The sequence below is a fragment of the Labrys sp. F242 genome (assembly GCF_057813875.1).
The window spans coordinates 75,530-94,884 of the sequence record NZ_JBVASG010000008.1 but is presented as its reverse complement, the minus strand read 5'-3'; the positions used below and the strand labels follow the sequence as shown (position 1 = coordinate 94,884).

At 59.5% G+C, this 19,355-nt stretch carries 15 protein-coding genes and 1 riboswitch; of the genes, 9 read left to right on the top strand and 6 right to left on the bottom strand.

The features are described from left to right. The first annotated feature begins 1 nt into the window (after position 1). Both ACZYTC_RS31700 and ACZYTC_RS31695 read left to right on the top strand, forming a co-directional pair. Positions 2-1,012, top strand: a complete 1,011-nt coding sequence (locus ACZYTC_RS31700; RefSeq protein ID WP_488991449.1) for a hydroxyacid dehydrogenase — start codon at positions 2-4, stop codon at positions 1,010-1,012. Next, entirely contained in the window at positions 999-2,126 is a 1,128-nt protein-coding gene (locus ACZYTC_RS31695) for a Gfo/Idh/MocA family protein (protein WP_488991448.1), read from the top strand. Before ACZYTC_RS31700 ends, ACZYTC_RS31695 begins: the two co-directional genes overlap by 14 nt. Positions 2,127-2,432: 306 nt before the next feature. Here ACZYTC_RS31695 and ACZYTC_RS31690 read toward each other — a convergent pair whose 3' ends face one another. Then, positions 2,433-2,948 carry a GAF domain-containing protein gene (locus tag ACZYTC_RS31690; protein ID WP_488991447.1) on the bottom strand — a complete coding sequence of 172 codons (516 nt, stop codon included), beginning with the start codon at positions 2,946-2,948 and terminating at the stop codon, positions 2,433-2,435. 215 nt (positions 2,949-3,163) lie between these two features. On the opposite strand from ACZYTC_RS31690, the gene msuE reads away from it, so the two are divergent. The 3 genes from msuE (at position 3,164) to ACZYTC_RS31675 (ending at position 6,453) form a co-directional block, all read left to right on the top strand. After that, positions 3,164-3,730, top strand: a complete 567-nt coding sequence (gene msuE, locus ACZYTC_RS31685) for an FMN reductase (RefSeq protein ID WP_488991509.1) — start codon at positions 3,164-3,166, stop codon at positions 3,728-3,730. A 34-nt stretch (positions 3,731-3,764) separates the two neighbouring features. Next, positions 3,765-4,877 (top strand): dimethylsulfone monooxygenase SfnG, encoded by a 1,113-nt coding sequence (gene sfnG / locus ACZYTC_RS31680; RefSeq protein ID WP_434960514.1) that lies wholly within the window; start codon positions 3,765-3,767, stop codon positions 4,875-4,877. 466 nt (positions 4,878-5,343) lie between these two features. Continuing rightward, the gene (locus ACZYTC_RS31675; RefSeq protein WP_434960513.1) at positions 5,344-6,453 is read left to right on the top strand and encodes a calcium:cation antiporter; all 1,110 of its coding nucleotides are present in this window, start codon (positions 5,344-5,346) and stop codon (positions 6,451-6,453) included. A 415-nt stretch (positions 6,454-6,868) separates the two neighbouring features. Here ACZYTC_RS31675 and ACZYTC_RS31670 read toward each other — a convergent pair whose 3' ends face one another. Together ACZYTC_RS31670 and ACZYTC_RS31665 are read right to left on the bottom strand one after the other, a co-directional pair. Further along, positions 6,869-8,815: a TonB-dependent receptor plug domain-containing protein gene (locus ACZYTC_RS31670; protein WP_488991446.1), complete on the bottom strand. Its 1,947-nt coding sequence runs from the start codon at positions 8,813-8,815 to the stop codon at positions 6,869-6,871. Between the two features lie 112 nt (positions 8,816-8,927). Continuing rightward, positions 8,928-9,124, bottom strand: a riboswitch (cobalamin riboswitch). A gap of 161 nt (positions 9,125-9,285) precedes the next feature. After that, positions 9,286-9,750, bottom strand: coding sequence for a Ros/MucR family transcriptional regulator (locus ACZYTC_RS31665; RefSeq protein WP_434961343.1), 465 nt, complete (start codon positions 9,748-9,750; stop codon positions 9,286-9,288). Between the two features lie 1,018 nt (positions 9,751-10,768). Between ACZYTC_RS31665 and ACZYTC_RS31660 the strand changes: the two genes are divergently transcribed. Both ACZYTC_RS31660 and ACZYTC_RS31655 read left to right on the top strand, forming a co-directional pair. Beyond that, positions 10,769-12,226, top strand: coding sequence for a hypothetical protein (locus tag ACZYTC_RS31660; RefSeq protein WP_434960510.1), 1,458 nt, complete (start codon positions 10,769-10,771; stop codon positions 12,224-12,226). Between the two features lie 399 nt (positions 12,227-12,625). After that, positions 12,626-13,867, top strand: a complete 1,242-nt coding sequence (locus ACZYTC_RS31655) for a porin (RefSeq protein ID WP_434960509.1) — start codon at positions 12,626-12,628, stop codon at positions 13,865-13,867. A 239-nt stretch (positions 13,868-14,106) separates the two neighbouring features. Here the strand turns inward: ACZYTC_RS31655 and ACZYTC_RS31650 are convergent, their stop codons facing one another. From ACZYTC_RS31650 to ACZYTC_RS31640, 3 genes are read right to left on the bottom strand one after another with little or no spacing between them, the layout of a single operon-like run. Further along, positions 14,107-14,976 carry an SDR family NAD(P)-dependent oxidoreductase gene (locus tag ACZYTC_RS31650; protein WP_488991445.1) on the bottom strand — a complete coding sequence of 290 codons (870 nt, stop codon included), beginning with the start codon at positions 14,974-14,976 and terminating at the stop codon, positions 14,107-14,109. A 32-nt stretch (positions 14,977-15,008) separates the two neighbouring features. Continuing rightward, positions 15,009-15,446 (bottom strand): nuclear transport factor 2 family protein, encoded by a 438-nt coding sequence (locus ACZYTC_RS31645; RefSeq protein ID WP_488991444.1) that lies wholly within the window; start codon positions 15,444-15,446, stop codon positions 15,009-15,011. Beyond that, on the bottom strand, positions 15,443-16,354 hold the full coding sequence (locus ACZYTC_RS31640; protein WP_488991443.1) for an NAD-dependent epimerase/dehydratase family protein: 912 nt from the start codon (positions 16,352-16,354) through the stop codon (positions 15,443-15,445). Before ACZYTC_RS31640 ends, ACZYTC_RS31645 begins: the two co-directional genes overlap by 4 nt. A gap of 281 nt (positions 16,355-16,635) precedes the next feature. Between ACZYTC_RS31640 and ACZYTC_RS31635 the strand changes: the two genes are divergently transcribed. Then, entirely contained in the window at positions 16,636-17,799 is a 1,164-nt protein-coding gene (locus ACZYTC_RS31635) for an ABC transporter substrate-binding protein (protein WP_488991442.1), read from the top strand. A gap of 403 nt (positions 17,800-18,202) precedes the next feature. Next, complete coding sequence (locus tag ACZYTC_RS31630; RefSeq protein ID WP_434960504.1) at positions 18,203-19,267, top strand: helix-turn-helix transcriptional regulator; 1,065 nt, start codon at positions 18,203-18,205, stop codon at positions 19,265-19,267. Positions 19,268-19,355 lie beyond the last annotated feature (88 nt).

Here is a 19,355-nt window from a genome sequence, read left to right as displayed (position 1 = left end):
GATGATCGAGACAGCCAGTCGTCAGAATTGGTCGGAGGAAACGATGCCGCATATACTCGTCGCGGGCAAACTGCATCCGAGCGGGATCACCCTTTTGCGGTCTGATGCCGGCGTGACATTCGACTATGTGGAAGAGGTCTCGGAGGCCAGCTATGCCCCTCTCATCTCCGCTGCGGACGGGTTGATCATTCGCACGCAGCCTCTCTCGGCCGCCACGGTCGCACATGCCGCCAGGCTCAGGATCGTTTCCCGGCACGGCGTCGGCTACGACGCCGTCGATCTGGCGTCATTGAACAGCAAGGGCATCGCTCTTTCGATCGTGGGCGACGTGAATTCGATATCGGTGGCCGAACACGCGATGATGTTGATGCTTGCTTGCGCCAAGCAGTTGCTGCGGGCGGATCGTTCCGTGCGGGAGGCCGGCTGGGCCTGGCGCAACCGGCTCGAGGCCACTGAACTTTTCGGCAAACGTCTCCTCATCATGGGGTTTGGCCGCACGGGGCGGCAACTTGCCAAGCTTGCCGCCGTCTTCGGCATGGAAGTGCGGGCATTCGACCCCTATCTCCAAAGTCTGGGCTGGCCTAAAGGCGCGGTTGCCTGCGTGAGCGACCTGAGGGCGGGGCTGGCTTGGGCTGACGCCATATCCGTGCACGTACCGAGAGGAGAACGCCCGGCAATCGGCGCGGACGAACTGGCGCTCATGAAACCGTCGGCAATCCTGGTCAACACGGCGCGAGGCGGCGTCGTCGACGAGGCTGCGCTGCTCGACGCGCTTCGCACGGGAAGGATCTCGGCCGCGGGTCTCGATGTCTTCGACGATGAGCCTCCCCTCGCCGATCATCCTCTGTTTGGGCTCGATCAGGTGATCCTCACACCGCATATCGCCGGCCTGACGGCGGAATGCGCCGAGCGGATGGCCATCTCATCGGTCCAGAATGTGCTGGATTTCTTTTCCGGCGCGATCGATCCCGCACTCGTCGTCAACAGAGAACATCTCAATGCCAGCTCATAAAAGGCAGCTCAGGATCGGCCTCATCGGCACGGGCTTCATGGGCAAAACCCACGTGTTCGGATTTACAGCCGCGCAACGTGTCTTCGACCTTCCCTATGAACTCGTGCTGCATACTGTGGCGGATCGCACCGACGATCTGTCTACCGAGGCGGCACGGACGCTCGGCTTTGCCAAGTCATCCAGCGACTGGAAATCCCTCGTCGTCGATCCCGACATCGACGTGATCGACATCACGGCCCCCAACGCTCTGCACAAGGAAATGGCGCTTGCCGCGCTGGCGGCCGGCAAACACGTCTATTGCGAAAAACCTCTCGCGACCACCGCCGTGGATGCGGCCCAAATGGCGCAAGCCGCGCAAGAGGCCGGCGTCTGTACCCAGGTCGGCTTCAATTATCTGTGCAACCCTCTGTTTTCACTCACCCGCGATATGATCCGCGGTGGCGAACTCGGCGAGATCCGCAGCTATCGGGGTATTCACGCCGAGGACTATATGGCCGATGCCGAAAGCCCCTTCACGTTCCGGCATGATCCGGCCGGCGGCGGGGCATTGGCGGATCTGGGCAGCCATGCCTTGGCGACGGCGGAGTTCCTCCTCGGGCCGATCGAACGCGTCCAGGGCGACAGCGCCACCGTGATCGCCAGCCGGCCTGATGGCAAGGGCGGGCGACGGCAGGTTGAGGTCGACGATTTAAGCAGAGCCTTCCTTCGGTTCGCCAATGGGGCTTCCGGCAGCCTGGAGGCAAGCTGGATCGCCACGGGCCGCAAGATGCAGCACGATTTCGAGGTCTATGGCACCAAGGGAGCGCTGGTTTTCACGCAAGAGCGTTTCAACGAGCTGAATTTCTACGATGCCGCAGACAAGCAGGGTCGGCGGGGTTTTCGCCGCATAGAGGCGGGCCCCGACCACACTCCTTACGGGTTGTTCTGCGTTGCCCCTGGCCATCAATTGGGCTTCAACGACCTCAAGGCCATCGAGATCGCCGGCTTCGTCAACGCCATCGCCGGCAGGCATCCCGAACCCTTTGGCTTCGGATCGGGCCAGCGCATTCAGCAACTCGTGGAAGCAATCCAGAGGTCTGCCACCGAAGGCCCGTGGGTCGATACCGGCCCATGATCTTCGACGGAAAATGAACTTGGACGGAAAATGAACTCCGGCGGCAGTTCGAAGCCATATCGAGTTGATGGCAAAGCAAAAAACCCGACGCCAACAAGCGCCGGGTGAGATGGTCGTTAGGAGTATCATCCACGTGTACAGGACGCGGATTTACGCCGGTCAGCGTATCGCGAATATCGGGCCAAACAACATATACGAAGGTTTACGGCTCTCCAGCCCATGAACCTCGCAGGTGTGCAAATATATTTTGGCGGCGCTCTGTGATCACTCCCGGTCGGGAGATAGGACGCGATCTTTGATCGAACCTCACGGTAGCGTTATGGCTTGATCCCATTCGCTTCCAGCAACATAGATCCCGGCGAGTTCCTCCATAGCCGCCTGGTCGGCGAGGTCGAAGCGCCCCGCGACCGGGCTGTCGAGATCCAGCACCCCCAAGATCCGGTCCCCCCGCATGAGGGGCACGACGAGTTCGGATCGGGAAGCCTCGTCGCAAGCGATGTGCCCCGCAAAAGCGTGCACATCCTCGACCATAACCGATAGGCCGCGTTCGACGGCACTTCCGCAGACGCCGCGCCCGACGGCGATGCGCACACAGGCAGGCTTACCCTGGAATGGCCCGACCACCAGCTCCCTTTCGGAGCGCAGGAAATAAAAGCCGGCCCAGTTGAGCTGAGGCACCATCTGAAAGATCAGGGCCGAGGTGTTGGCGGCATTTGCGATCGCGTCGCGCTCTCCATGCAGAAGGGCACCGAGCTGCGCGGCGAGATCATGATAGAAGTCCGACTTGTTGTCGCCTTGAATAGCCGTTGCCTGAAAGCTCATATCGATCGTTTCCCATATGTGCGAGTGAATCTGCCGGCCTGAGAGCGTGCCGCCCTACGGCCGAGCGAGACCCGACCGACCTTTGATCACTGATACCGCAACAAAGGCAGGACGCTAGCGCCAAGCCTGCAAACGAGGTGCTCCAAATAATTAATTGACAAAATCTATAGATTATAAATTCTTAATGGCACAACAAAGGGATCGCAATGTCTGGCTTGAAGATTGTCGGAATATCCGGAAGCGTGAGGCGGCCGTCCCGGACGACTGCCCTCGTCCAGAACATCCTGGACAGACTGGGGGATCTCGGTGCCGTTACCCTGCTGGAACTTGTCGACGAAGCACCGCATCTGTTCTCTTCGTTGACGGCTGCAACCCTCTCGGATCGTGCCGCCACGGTTGTCCAACGCGTAGAAAATGCAGACCTGCTGGTGGTCGGCTCGCCCGTCTATCGCGCTTCCTATACTGGCGCCCTCAAGCATCTTTTCGATCTCGTCGATTATCGGGCCCTGCGCGGCACGCCGGTCGTCCTCACCGCCACCGGCGGTACTCCTTTGCACGGCCTGATGACCGAGCACCAACTTCGACCGCTATTCGGCTTTTTCGGTGCCCGCACGATCTCGACCGCCGTCTACGCACTCGATGCCGACTTCGATGACTACGAGCTCACCAGCCAGGCCGTGCAGGAGCGGATCGATCGGGCTGTGGTCGAAGCCCGGCAACAACTCACCCTACCCGCGCTCACCTCGCGCCCTGCCCCGATCCGTCTTTCGGTCAATGCCTGAACCTCTCCGCCCCTCCCAGATCCAGGATAAGCCAATGTCGTCCAACCCTTTGCCACGCGAGCGTGAACCACTGAAATTTGCCTATTGGGTTCCCAATGTGTCTGGCGGACTCGTGATCAGCAATATCGAGCAGCGCACGAGCTGGGACATCGACTACAATCGCAAGCTTGCCCAGATCGCCGAAAACAACGGCTTCGACTACGCGCTCAGCCAGATTCGCTTCACGGCGGGCTACGGCGCCGACAACCAGCACGAGCCCGTGACCTTCAGCCAGGCCCTGATCGCCTCGACCGAGCGCCTGAAGGTGATCGTAGCTCTCCTGCCGGGGCCGTGGAATCCGGCCGTCGCCGCCAAGCAGATTGCGACGATCAACAATATCTATGGCGGCCGCGTCGCGGTGAACGTGGTGAGCGGCTGGTTCCGGGGCGAGTTCACGGCCATAGGCGAACCCTGGCTTGACCATGACGAACGCTATCGTCGTTCGGAAGAATTCATCCGCGCCTTGCGCGGAATCTGGACCCAGGAGAACTTCACTTTCCGGGGCGATTTCTACCGTTTCACCGACTACAATCTCAAGCCCAAGCCGATCGACCCCCAGCCGGAAATCTTCCAGGGCGGCTCCTCGCGGGCGGCTCGTGATATGGCGGCCAGGGTCTCCGACTGGTATTTTACCAACGGCAACACGCCCGCCGAAATCAAGAAGCAGGTTGACGACATTCGCGCCAAGGCGGCCGCGAATGGCCATTCCGTCAAGGTCGGCGTCAACGCCTTCGCCATTGCCAGACAGACGGAGGAGGAAGCCAAATCCGTCCTGGCCGAAATCATCGCCAAGGCCAATCCTGATGCCGTGCACGGCTTCGCCCATGAGGTGAAAAACGCCGGCAAGGCCTCGCCCGAAGGCGAAGGCAATTGGGCCAAGTCCTCCTTCGAGGACCTCGTGCAGTATAATGACGGCTTCCGTTCCAATCTGATCGGCACGCCGCAACAGATCGCCGAGCGCGTCATCGCCCTCAAGGATGCGGGCGCTGACCTTATTCTCCTGGGCTTCCTGCACTTCCAGGAAGAGGTGGAATATTTCGGCAGGCACATCATCCCACTGGTGCGTGAGCTGGAAGCCGAGCGGTCGCTGGCTGTCGCGGCCGAATAGTTCATCAGCCCGCGGCTGGCAGCCTCTCCTTCGGCGGCGTCACGACGCTCGCGCAGGTAAGCCTGCTTGTCCGCCCCGCTGAGATATTTGCCATCATCGGGCTTAACGGCGCAGGCAGGAATTCGCACATCAACGTCATCTATAGGCGGAACACCAGCCGTAGACGAGACCTTGCGCCTGCACATTACGAAACTTGAAGATAGGAAAGCCTATCCTCGACACCTGCCGCTACCTGTTCCATCGGCGGGACAATGCTTCCCAATCCTGAGAGCAGAAGAACGAAATGCTTGCCGGGATGCATCTCAGAAGAACCATAAGCAGCGCTTCCCCTCCAGCCCCGTTTTCGATGCCTCGTTGCAATTCCAGTATCCTCGTCTGATCGCAAAACGCTTCAGGCTCGATTTGCCGTGGAGCGATTGACGGGCCATTCTCCGACATCCCGTTGGACATTCGAGGTCTCCCCTTCATGCCGATCCTGATTCTCCGCCTCGTCACCGCATGGGCCAGCGTCGCCGCTTTCCATTTCCTGGCGGACCCGCTTTTGGGTCATCTCGACACGCCACTTGTCGCAGTGGCGGTCTTCCTGTGGCTCCTGGCTGTGATCATGTGGACCGCCTTCGGCGTCGTGCACGAGGCGGAGGTGCTGGCACATCGTCTCGGCGAGCCCTACGGCACATTGATCCTAACGCTCGCGATCGTCATCATCGAGGTCGCGCTGATCTCCGCCGTGATGCTGGGCGCCAAAGGAGCCCCGACCCTCGGGCGCGACACGATGTTCGCGGTACTGATGATCGTTCTCAACGGGGTGGTCGGGCTTGGTCTTCTACTCGGGGGCATGAAGCATTTCGCCCAGCGCTACAATCTGAAGGGCGCGGCATCCTATCTTGCGATCATCATTCCGCTGGCCGTCATCCCCCTGATCTTGCCGAATTTCACCACCTCCGTCAGCGACGGCTCCCTGACGCGCTTCCAGGCGATCAGTTTCTCGATCTTCACGCTCATGCTCTATGGCGCCTTCCTGGTGCTTCAGACCGGCCGCCACGCCGAGTTCTACCGCGAGCCGTCTGCGGAAACCGCTCCAGTACAAGAGGAGGACACGGGGATCCAGGAGGCAGCCGACGACGGCCCGATCGTGCCCCATCTTCTCCTGCTTTTGCTGAACATCCTGCCGATCGTTCTGCTGGCGAAAAGCCTGGCAAAAGTGCTCGACTTCGGCATCGCCCGCCTGGGCGCCCCGACAGCGCTCGGCGGCATTCTGATCGCCATGATCGTGTTTACACCCGAATGCATCACGGCTTTGCGGGCCATTACGGCCAATCAGCTACAGCGGGCCATCAATCTATGTCTCGGTGCGGCGGCCTCGACGCTGGGCCTCACCGTGCCGGCCATCCTCGTGATCGGTCTCCTGACCGGACAGAATGTGGTGCTCGGGCTTTCAGCGACCAACATGATATTGCTGGCGATGACGCTGATGCTTTCGACGCTCACCTTCACAGGCACCAGAACGACGATGCTTGAGGGCGCAGTGCATCTTGGCGTGTTCTTCGTCTTCCTGGTTCTGGTCTTCAGCCCGTAAGAGGCATGGCCCGCCTGTCTCTTGCGCAAGCCGACCCGCCAACGGCGAGCATATCTGCAGTCGTGGCGGAAGCGCTCCTCTTCTGTCATGACGAAATAAGGCCTCCAGGCGCCCGTCCATCTCACGGATGATAGCTTCTCCCCTGTCCGGCTCTCCGACGAGCCTGGCGACCTGGCGGATCTGTCCGCGCACGCCCTGGAGACCCTGCAGGACATCGTATTCAGCGACATTCATGCCCACACGATGCAGCAGCAGACGTTCATCCGTACACATGTTGATGGAGACGACGCGTTTGGGTGGTGGAGACGCAGACACCGGAGTCTCGGCGCTGGCTTGTCCGATACCAGACATCGCGAGGACCAGGCAGGCCACCAGAAAGTGGACGCTGCTCTGGTCGGACCCCGAGATCGGCGCATCAAAACGCCCGCACCCGAACACCGCCATAGACCCCGAGGCCCGGCTGAAGAAAACCAATTGGTTCCTGATAGCGACGGTCGAACAGGTTATCGACGCGCGTGTAGAGATTGATCTTGTCGTTCAGATCATAATCGGCCGCGAGGTTCACCGTCGTGTAGCTGGGAGTTCGCATGCGTCGGATCGAGAAATCACGGTTACCGTCGACCCAGGAACCGACGAAGAGCAACGTGGCGGAGAGGTGGAGCTGGTCGATCGGCGACCAGTTCGCCTGCAGGCTGACCTTGTGCCGCGGTCGCCTCAGCAATTCCTGGTTCTCGTCCTCGTCCTTGGCGATGGTGAAGGTGTAGTCCGCCCTCAGATCGAGCTGATCGTTCACCTTCCAGGCGATGAAGGACTCGTTGCCATGCGTTTCGGCCCTGCCGATGTTGATATTGGTGGTGAAATCGGCATTGGCCATGATGAGGTTCTTGATCTTGTTGTAAAAATAGGTCGATCCAACCCGAACCTCGCCATCGAACAAGGGCTGTTCGAAACCGACATCATAGCCGGTGCTCTCTTCCGGCTTCAGGTCGGGATTGGCGTAGAAACCAAAGGCTGGAAAACTCTGATAGAGCTGGCTCAAGGTCGGTGCCTTGAAGCCCGTGCCAACGCTGGCCTTCAGTTGGGTTCCGGTCTGATCGAAGGTGTAGGTCGGGGCGAGGCGATAGGTGAAGTGACCGCCGAAACTATTGTAATGGTCATAGCGAATGTTGGACGCCACGGTGAAGCCCTTGAAGAGGTTTGCTTCCAACTGGGCATAGGCTGCGTTGTCGACATCCGAAGCCTTGAGATTTCCCAGATCCAGGCTGAAGCGCTCGTGCTCGACGCCGAGCAGCACCTTGTAATTGTCGCTGAGGGCAATCTCCTGCCTCAGGTCAAACTTCAGCCGTTCGCCGGTTGCCGCGCTCGGCGCCGTGAAGGTCACCGGCGGATAGACGTTCCGGCTCCATAGATTGCTGTAGGAAACGCCGAATATGGTTCGGTAGCGATTATCGAGCGAATGCCAGATACCCTCGGCCCGCGTGAACAATTGATGGTTCGACAGCCAGGTGCGCGAAGGGTTGGGCGCGCAAAAGCACGCTCCATAGCCGTCGCTGGTGAAACCGAGCTTGGAGTCGGTGTAGCGGGCAATGACGTTGACGGAGAAATTATCCGTCAGATCGGCACCGACCCGGCCGGAATAGGTGTAATTGTCATAGTAGTTGGGGCGCGCGACGGTGCCGGATACGAGAAGTTCCCAGGGCGTGACCGGCGTGTCCGTCGAACGAAAATGCTCGATACCGAAGGTATAGTTGAAAATCGAAGCCGAGCCGCCCACTCCCGCGCGTTGATTGAACGTGCCATGTGATCCGCCTTCGACACTGGCCGTCAGCTTGGGGGCGCCTGAGCCTTTCTTCATGGTGATCGAGATGACGCCTCCGATGGCGTCGGCGCCATAGAGTCCGCCTTGCGGTCCACGCAGAATTTCGATGCGCTCAATGTCACCGGTCAGCAATTGGCCAAGATCGGCGGCAGCATTGGGAACGGCAGGATTGGAAACATCGATGCCGTCGATGAGCACCTTGACATGGTTGGAATTGGTTCCGCGCATGAAGATGGAGGTCTGGGTGCCTGGGCCGCCCGACTGCACGAGATTGAGGCCGGGCACGGTGCTCAGTACATCGTTGACGGTGCGCCGCTGCTGTTTGGCGATATCGTCTGCGGTGATTACCGTGACCGAACTGCCTATCTGACTGGCAGGTGTCGGCGTCAGCGTGGCAGAATTGACATAGACCGGATCCAGTTCGATCGGCTCGGGCGGTGTTCCCGCACTCTGCGCCAGAGCATGCGTCGCCAGAATGCAGGACGTCCCAACGATGCCGGCTGTCAAAACCGCGCGTTGCAGGCGTGAAATAGTCGAGTCCATGAAGACCTCAAGCAGGATAGCCAATGGCCGTCACTGCGATTGAAGTCCCTCCCGCTGTCCCATAAGGACATCTGGATCGACCACCATTGAGGACCCCCGCCCAATGTTACCGCGCGTGACCATTGTGACGGCAGGTCTCCTGGCTCACGGGTCGTCGTACGCCTCGTCGCCTTCCCGGGCCTGATCCCAGTGGCATGTAACGAAGGACTCACCGCCTACAGTTGCGGGGGCAGCCGCGGTTCGAAATGATTTCTCACTTCTCCGCGTTCCCTATTATCCCCGAGGGGAACCGTCGACGTGACGCTAGGGTGACAGGGTCGCAACTGTCAAGCACTGGGAATCCCTGTCCTGTGCAATCCTGGACGATTTCAGGGAAAGCTTGAGCTCCATCTACCTGGCTTGGATCGTACTCGCCGGCCCTGCTGGAGCCGGCGAGATCGGGATCGTCATTAGACCGAGGTGACGAACGTCTATGACGCCTTTTTCCTTCTGCCCTTGCTTGGGGCGGGAGGCGGCGGTGGCTCGCTCTTGGCTTTCTGGCGCACTTGGCCAAGGCCGAGTTCCCTTGCGAGGCGAGAGCGATGAGCCGAATAGTTTGGTGCAACCATGGGGTAGTCGCTGGGTAGCCGCCACTTTTCCCGATACTGCACCGGCGTCAGGTCATAGGCTGTTCGCAGATGCCGCGTCAGCGATTTGAATTTGCGACCGTCTTCCAAACAGATCAGATGATCCGGGGTGACGGACTTCCTGATCGGAACGGCAGGCGTCAGCGGTCTGTCCGCTTCAACCGGCTTTGGACTATTCAGACCAGTAAGGCTTCCATGCACCGAACGGATCAGATCCGCGAGGGAAGCTGTGGCGACCTGATTGTTGGCTACATAGGCGGAGACGATGTCGGCGGTCAGGTCGAGCAAACTCGTGTCTTCTTCAAGCATGTTCAATCACTTTCTTGTTGTGTTGATATCGAAGTGAGTGACGTTTTTCTTTATGAGCGCAGCATTGTGGACCCGATCGCTGCGCCATCTTGGATTCTCAGGCAATTGCGGGCCAGTGTAAAGGACGCTCCGTAAACAATCGAAGTCCTCGCCACCACTATTTTGAGTTTTCTCGGATTTTGCTTCCACCAGCGGCTATCTTTGAACAAATCCAGATAAAAGAGGGTCGTCTGAGAGCATTCGATTTACATCGGCCCGTTCCCGAACGAAGATCAATCTCCTCAAGACAGACAAGCTGCCGCGCCCATCCGCCAGGGTTCATGCCAGCAACGTTCCTACCTTTGGAGAAGCCCACGGTCGCAACCTCACGCAAGGGGCACCCTGGCAGAAACGGCGGCGTTCGTGTGCAATGACTTGCTTACGCTCCCGAAGCGTGGCGTAGTTGGAGCGAGTGTTTTGCATCGGATCATCATGCGGCGGCAGCGCAGCCGACGGCTTCACATGCCCGCCGGTCGCTCATTCCCTGGGTTCGACCGGATGTGCTGACGGCTTTCCGCGCGACAGGGGGCGTCACCATTTCTTTCCCACCAGATCCCTCCGCGACATTGTCGAACATCACATGCGCTAGCATCGGTTTGAGTTCGGCGTTCTCATCCCTTCATCTGCCTGGCCGGCGATACATTCATGCCGCCGTATTGCGCCTTCCACTTGTAAAATGCTGGCGTCACCGATCCCCTGATTCCGGCAGGGCGCCGAGATGGTGACACAGCGGATACCGTATCGTCGGCGAGCATCTCTGTCGTTGTGGCGCTCCCATATAGAATCTGGCCTACAGCGCATCCTTTGTTTCAGATGATATGCATACCCCATCAAAGCTGGGATCAAAGATCCAGGATAATCCAATCTTGATCCCTATCCTGCATTGCTATTGGCCACACCTTCCGGCATCGATAAAATTTACCGAATTCTACGCCGATCAACTATATTTCCCGCAACACCTTTCGGCCAATAAAGACCGATGAGAATAGCAACCATCCACGACATCTTTCGTTCCAGCGTGCTCGGAATGCCGGAAGCCGATCCCGTCATTGGCCACTGGTTCTACAATCGGTTCCTTCAGATTTTGCGACCACTTCGCGTCGAGGTCGAGCGTGTCTCGATCCTGGCGGATGGCGGCCCCACCCTGCTCGAGGATCTCGCAGCACGGCATGGTTGGCCGCGGGACAAAAGTGGCTGGGCGCATGTCTTTTCCCACCCTGACGTCAGCAACCTGATCATGCCGACACTTGCTCGGCTTCGAGCCTTTGATCTGGTGCTGGGCTTCGAGATGCCTCCCAATCTCATACGTGGTCTGCATGCACACGGACAAAGACTGATCGATATCTCGATTGATCCCATCCGCTTCTGTGAGGATTTGTTCTTGCGAATGCGCAGCAACGATCCCGTGCTCCAGACGTTGCTTGCCGAACAATCCGTTCCGTCAAAACAGATTGCTGCCGGCGCAGCAGACCTTAGAGCCCGAATTCAGCCGCTCCCTGCCCAGCCGGAGGCAATCGTGTTCGCAGGACAAGTTCCCGATGACAGCAGCCTGATTGCCGGGAGCCGCATTCAAAGCGCAACGCCTTTTGCCCATCGATTGAACGAGATCGCTGCCGGACGCCAAATTCTGCTAAAGCCGCATCCCTATGCTCCTGGCAATCCCGATCTTGCGACGCTGCATCGCGCCTTGCCCAGAAGCCGCTTTACGCGCGACAACATCTACGCCTTGATGACGGCTCCCTGGCTTGGGGCAGTCGTCACTCTTTCATCAAGTGTCGCGACAGAAGCCATGTATTTCGACAAGCCCGCCAGCCGGCTGATCGACCCCGATGTGGAGTTTGTCGAACCCGGCGTGGTTGGCCCGTTTCAGCGCATCGATGGCAGGGCTTCGAGCGCTCCCTTCTGGGGGGACCTGCTCAATCAAGCCGTTCAAACGCCAAGTCTTCCTTCCCCAGGTCTCCCGGTGCGTCGTCTATTCGGGGCGAACTGGGGGCTTCCGCCGCCCGCGACGGCCACTGCCCTCTCGCCGCTCTCGCGAGGCGAAGCAACGACGAATATCCAACCCTATTGCGTGTTCGGCTGGAGCGGAACAGAACCGGATGGCGTCTGGAGCGACGGCATATTGGCTGTTCTTCAGGTACCTGCCTGCAATGACGGGACGGCAACGACACTGGTTCTGACACTCAGCGCCTTTGTACCGGATGCGGATCACCCACAGGAACTGGTTATTTCTTCACAACCCGTCGGCCTCACCGAGAAAATGGTATTGGCAACCGCCGAAACGTGCGAATTGCAGATTGCCCTCCCACCGGCCACGGCAGGTTCGATACTGGAAATTTCGATCGGCATGGACACCGCGATTAGTCCCAAGACGCTCGGCATCAATTCGGACGAACGCCGCCTTAGTATAAAGCTGCATCGAATGGAGCTCATCTAAGACCTGCCGTAACATGCCACTGAGTTGTCAGGCGTCGGCTGCTATTTCAGCCGGTGCGACACCAGACTGGGTATTGGTGTCCCGTCCTTTTCAGGCCGTCGCGGTTGGCGGCCTTACGATCGGCATCGAGAAGCGATGCCGCTATGGATGCACGCCATGGGCGTTTCCAAAATGACGATCGCAACTACAGCGATAGTCCAACCGGACGATGTTCAGCGCGCGGCAAACGCTAGCGTGGCCAATCAATGCTCTTGGCCTCCTATGTCGGCAGCAGAAACAAGAAGTCCCAATTCGCCAACTCAAGAATAAGTACAGCGCTGAAATCCGAACAAGCCTTGTGACTGCAAGCAGCAGACTTGTGGCCTGTGTGGTTTCGTATTGTCAGTGGAGGGAGGAACAATGAAGCGTAAAGCAGCCGCAGTCGCTGTTATCGCCGGAATCACGTCAATAAATGCAGCCTTAGCCAGCGATCTTCCTGCGGAAAAAGGGAGTGCTGTCGAATATGTGAAGGTCTGTTCGCAGTTCGGCAAAGGCTTTTTCTATCTGCCCGGTTCCGATACCTGCCTCAAGATCGGCGGTGACATGCGTGCAAGCTACCGCGTCTACGGTGGCACCGGGTTTGGCAGAAACGATGATCGCTCGGCGTTCAATGCCCAGATGCGTCTGTCATTCGATGCCCGCACCCAGACGGACTACGGTGTGCTGCGCTCCTATGTCGAAACCTGGATGGACAGCCATCCCATCAGCCAGCAGGGCCGTGGCGGCAGCTACAACCCGAACAGCTTCGTCCTCTGGCGCGCCTTCATCCAGTATGGCGGATTGACCGCGGGATATGCCCATTCCTTCTTCGGCTTTTACGACGCCGAATACGGATATTCGGTATTTGCCAACTACTTTGCCAATAACGCCAGATCCAATCTCATCGCCTATACGGCCGAACTCGGTAATGGCTTCCTGGCGACCGTATCAATCGAAGACGGCCGGGATCACCGCCAGATGAGCACGCTCACCAGTGGCGGGCAGCTTCCCATCAAACAGGGCGGGCAACGCCTGCCCGATCTCGTCGGCCAGCTGCGATATACCCAGGACTGGGGATCGTTCGCCGTTCAGGCCGCTGCCCATGAGTTTCGCACCGCAGAGGATGTAACGCCCAGGCAGAGCAAATTCGGCTGGGCCGCCGGCGCGACCGCCCTGATCAACATACCGGCGATCAAGGGCTACCTCATCATCGAAGGCCAATATGCCGACGGTGCCCTCAACTATCTCGGCGGCAATCTCACCTGGCTTGCCCAATCCGACTATTTCAGAACGAATTCGGGGCAGATACGGAGCGGCAAGGGATGGTCGGTAACCGCCGAACTGTCCGCCCGCCTGACACCGTCGCTGAACCTCGATCTCATCGCATCCTACTACGACGCCAAATATGACGGCGTATTCGCAAACACCGCTTCGTTGGGGAACAGTGACCTCATCCTGACGAGTTCACTGGTCTATTCGGTCACCAAGGATCTTTCGATCACCCCGATGATTTCCTATGAGACGGGGCGCGTCAGCGGCGGCAAGATCGCATCAGGGCCCACCAAGGGCTTCGATCACTACAATCTGTGGTTCGGCGGATTGCGCATCAAGCGCACTTTCTGAAGCACCTCCTTCCAAAGACAATCATCCCGTGCAGCAAGGTGGCGGCAAAGCATTGCCGCCACTCGCTCTCTTCTGCGGCTGTCTGCCTATATATAGCCGCTTGAGAAAAGCCGTGCGATCCTTGCTCTGGCTTTTTGGTTAGGCAGGCTTCTGCGATTTGAAGTGGGCTCAATCAAATCGCAAAGACGCGCAGGGAAGGCGCAGACCTTCTGCAGCTATCCGGCCCTGTCGAAAGCATCTTATGCCGGCACCGTGTAGCCGTCGGAGAGAATAATGGGCAGATGCGTCCAGCCATTGTCTGGCAGACGCATCCAGGCGCCGGCGGTGAGAGCGCCCCCGTCGACGACGATCGTCGATCCGCTGACCCAGCCCGAAAGCCGATCCGAAGCCAGGAACAAGGCGGCCCCCGCCGAGTCCGAAGGGGTCCCGAAGCGGCCGATCGGGAACCAGCGCTTGAGATGGTCCTTGTTTGCCGCCGGCACTCTGGATGTCGCGGTGATCTGCGCCGTATCGGTGGTTTCCGGCGCCACAGCGTTGACGCGTATGCCGTGTTGGCCGAGTTCAACCGCAAGACTTTGCGTAAAGCCGGTAATCGCAGCCTTGAAGGCGGAATAGACCACGGAAAGAGGAATGCCGCGAAATGCCTCTATGGTAGAGACATTGACGATACTACCGCCATCGCCGCTCATCTTCAGGAGCGGAATGCTGGCCTTGGTCACAATCAGCATATGCAGCAGGTTGACTTCATAAAGTGCCTGCCATTCCATCTCGGACGAATCCACGAATTCCGATTTGAAGCCGAGATAATCTCCGACATTGTTGACCACTATGTCGAGCCGCCCGAAGCGCTCCTGAACCCGACCGAAAAAAGAGGCAACATCGGCGCTCTTGCGCACGTCGAACTGCTCGACGAGACAGTCGCAGCCCATCGCCTCCAGCGCCTGGCGAACATCCTTCACGCGCTGCGGATCGATCTCCGCAACCGCCAGCCGCATGCCTGCCTGGGCGAACAGCTCGGCAATGGCCCGCCCGATGCCGGCGCCGCCGCCCGTGATCACCGCGACTTTATCCTTCACCCCGAGTATCGACATCTCATCCGAGGAAATCATGCCTTGGTCACTCCCACTGCAATAACCGCTTGTTAACACGCGGAAAAGCGGGTCTCCGCCACCACCGTCAGGGCTCGGCGTGAAAGCAGCCAGCGCCCCCGCGCGCGTTCGAATTCGTCGTCGTACCGGATGGTCATCTCGTAACACATCCCTTCCCTGGCCCCGGTGCGATAGAAATGGCGCGCATGGCAGTAGGTTTGTGCATTGGCGCGATCACCATCAAACACAGGAACCATGCCGACGACGGCATGATGCGTGTGCTCATAGCGGCTACTCACGATTTCGGGCACGGTGGCGAGCTCGGCACGCCCCGAAAAGCTGCCAGCCGGCGTCACCAGCACACCTCCTTGCGTAAATTGGGCGGCAAACAGCGCGCCGTCACCCCTATCGACCGCCATGGCATAACGCTCCGCCAAGAGGCGCAGTTCGACGCTCGCCAGCGTCTCGGCTGCAGCGTCGTCCATGCTCATGCAGAAGGCTTGACCTGTTCGATGATGCTTCGGATCGCCGCGCGCACATCATCGCGCGCATAGCCCAAAAGCCTCGTCTCCTCTGCATCCGGCTCATAGGCCAGGACATTGCCCCGCCCCGGCACGATGAATGCGTCCGGCAGGAAGGGATGTTCTTCATCGCGTTCCTCGAGACGCCGATCGCTTCCCACCGCATCGAAGACGAGTTGGAAGAAGGCGCGAAAACTCAGATTCTGATCGCCGACAAGATAGGCCTTGCCGGGCTGGGCGTGTTCAAACGCGCTCTCGATCGCCTGGCAAAGCGAGCGAACGGACATGTAGTTCGTGCCGCCGGCTGGTGCAAAATCGGGAATTTGCGGCATGTCGCCCTCGGCCCATTTCACCAGGGTCTGATAGCGCCGCGCCGAAGCACCGGGCATCGCCCCGACAATGGAGGGCGGATTCAAGGTGCAGACATTGAAGCTCGACCCCGCCAGGGCGCGGGTACGTTCATCGGCGAGCTTACGGGCCCGGACATAGGCGTTGGTCTCGGCCAGGTGCGGCATGACATGATGGTAATAGCTGCCGAGCTGAACCAGGCGCCTGACGCCTGCCTTCTTGGCCAGAGCGGCAAAGGCGGGCACGCCGTCGATCTGGGTGCGGCGCCAGAACTCGTTCTCGTCCTCTTCCTTCGGGACATGGCGGATATCATTGCCGGCAGCGAACAGGATCGCGTCGAACGAGGCAAGGTCCTCCAGCGCAATGCCTCCGCTCGTATAATCGCCGACGATCACGGGAAATCCGGCCAGCAGGGATTGCGTCGCCACGGGCTTGCGCGCGGCCAGGACGACTTCATGCCCGAGTGCCGCCAGATGGAAGGCGGCGTGACCACCAATCATCCCTGTTCCCCCGACAATGAGTATCTTCACTGAATCTTCCCGCTCGGCTCAAGAGACCTGATTGAAGGCCAGGCTGCACCCGTGCCCAATCCATGAAATCGTCCACTTGGACTATCGGGTCCAAAAACCCGACGCGGTGATCGATTGCCCGCCGACGACCTGCCCTCGCACGTGCGACAATTCCTCGTCCAAGCGGACGATGCCCTATGCAAGGGGCTGTGGCTGGTTATCGTACGGAGCAAGCGGAGGAAACGCATATGCACGTCCAAAAAGGCCGGTCCACGGTCGGATATCTGGTTGCAACTCTTGCCATGACGTCTGCATTGACGCTGCCGGCGAGCCCTGGCAGGGCCGAGGAGGCCTTCAAGGTGGGCGGGGTTCTATCCCTTACCGGAGGCGGCGCTCCCATCGGCAAGACGGCGGAGATGGGTTGGAAACTGGCCATCGAAGACATCAATGCCGCCGGAGGGGTGCTCGGCAGGAAAGCGGAACTGGTGCTAGGCGACACGATGACCGACCCGACCCACGGCGTCAGCGAGGCCCGCCGCCTGATCGAAAACGAGAAGGTGCAGATTCTGGTCGGGCCCGTCACCAGCCAGGAGACAATGCCCATCGTCCCGGTATCGACGGAGAAGGATATTGCCCAGGTCACCACGGCGGCGTCGACGCAGCTTACGCCCGAAATCGGGCCGTTTCATTTCTCGAGTTCCGTGACGGGCCTCAACCAGATGAAGCCCTCGATCGACTATGCGCTCGACGTGCTCAAGCTCAACAAGCTCGCCCTGATTTCGGACAATGGTGGCATGTCCAAGGCGGCCATCGCCGAGATCGTGGCTTATCTCAAGTCTCGCGGTGTCGAGCCGACCGCCGTGCAGGAATTCGCCTTCCGCACCGAAGACATGACCCCGCAATTGTTCCAGATGCGCAATTCCGGAGCGGAGGCGATCCTGCTCATTAATTCGCTGAGCGACGACTCGCGCAAGCTCCTGGAAAATCGTGCCGATATCGGCTGGAACGTACCGGTCTTTGCGAGCCAGACCATGACCAATTATGCCGTCGGTATCGCGGAAGTCGGCGGCAAGGACCTGTTCAACGACGTCTACAGCGTGCAGTTCGTCGGGATGACCTATTGCCCGAGCGACAAGGTCGGCACCTCTGCCTTCGCCAAATTCGCCCAGCGCGCCCGGCAGCAGGTGGCCGACATCGATCGCATGGGAGGCCCTTCGGCTCTCGTTCCCTATTACATCCAGCCACTCGTGCTCGCGGCCGCCATCAATGGTTCGGGTGCCTCCGACGGCAAGGCCATTGCCGCATGGCTGCAGGACAATGCCTCCAGGGTCGACCTGCTCATCGGGCCGATCCAGGCCAGCGCAAAGAGCCATTTCCTGCCGGCCCCCGAATCGATCAAGGTAGTGAAGAACGTCTATCAGCCCCGCGAGGATGGCCTGGTCGAGCGAGCCGATTGCCGTTCGTAGCGAAACACCGGGAGCTATAGCGATAGGACCAAGTGGGAGGGCCGGGCGCAAGACCGGCCCTTTTCTGTGCGCGCGGTACATGCCTCTTGCCTTTTTTGCATTGCGTCAAAAAATCAACGTACTACCTTTAAATTTGACAGTACGTTGATTTAATGACATTGTCGTCAGATAGTCATTTCGCATTCGGGGAGGAAGCGCAATGATCACGCAAGAGGGACTTTGCGTGAGCCCGGCCGGCTCACGGATTGGGACCGGCACCCGGCCGCTTTCCTTCTCCCCGCCTGCGCCACCCGACCCACAGCCCGCCTGAGCAAAATCAAATCTCGACCATCCTATCAGCCGATGCTCTGGCATGAGCCGCGAGCATACGCGCGCACGCCTATTCATATCCGGGGAGTTTCGAATGACCTTTCATGCCCGTTCGATTGTGGAATTTGGCCGTTTCCTCAATGGGGTGTCCGAGGCCATTCTCAATGGCAAGCCGCTGCGTCATTCCCTGGAATTGATCAGGCAGCAATTCGACGCCTACGCCACTGTCCTGGTCATCGACGATCGCAGCCGCACGGAAGAGACCTATTACGTCTTCACCGAAATCGCCGAGCGCATGACCGATGCCTCGGGCACATTGCTGAGCCGGCCGGCGCAATTGTCCTATCTGACGGAACGATGCCGTCCATTGTCCGTCACGCTTCTCAACGAAGACGGTTCCGTGCGCTACACGCTTTGGGTGTTTCGCGATCGCATGGCGGCAGGCTTCGACGACGATGCCAGCTCGGTATGCGAGATTCTCCTGTCGCAAATCGTGCGCAGCGTAGAGACCACCTGGAAGATGGGGACATCGGAAGTCGAGCGCACATTGTTCTCCCATGTCATGGACCGCCTCTATGTCGGTGTCGTCATCCTCGACCATGCCGGCAAAGTCATTCGCATGTCCGAGACGGCCCGACGCGTCCTGGAAGCCCGCGATGGTCTCCAACTGCGGGCCAATCGGCTGAGGGCAAACTCGACAGGTGAAGACCGGGATCTGCAGAAGCTCATCAAGGACGCCCTGGAGCCCGTTCAACGGGGGCAAGGCAGTGCCCCGCGCGGCCTGTCGCTGACCAAGCAGTCCGGCCTGCGCAATCTCGGCGTCATCGTCCGCCCCATTCGCGGCAGCCAGGACAGCGCCGCCGCGGCGAGTTCGGCCGTGGCTGTCTATATCCGCGACCAGGAGGCCAATCACAGCGTGGAAGGCGAGCTGGTTCGGCAGATCTTCGATCTCACGCCGGCGGAAGCCGCCGTCACGCGTCAGCTCACTGCCGGTTTCTCGCTCGAAGATGCCGCCAGTTCCCTGGATATCAGCCGGAACACGGCGCGTGCGCATCTGCGGTCGATCTTCTCCAAGAGCGGCATTACGCGCCAGTCCGAGCTCGTTCGCCTGGTCCTCAACAGCGCCGTCATTCTCGGCGAACCCCGACAAATCATGTAAAGAGGTCCGATCGCAGTCATTTTCGAGAGGGAAGCCGCTCCGGTTGCCGGAGGGCGGCTTTACGTTCCACGAGATGGCACGAAAGCGA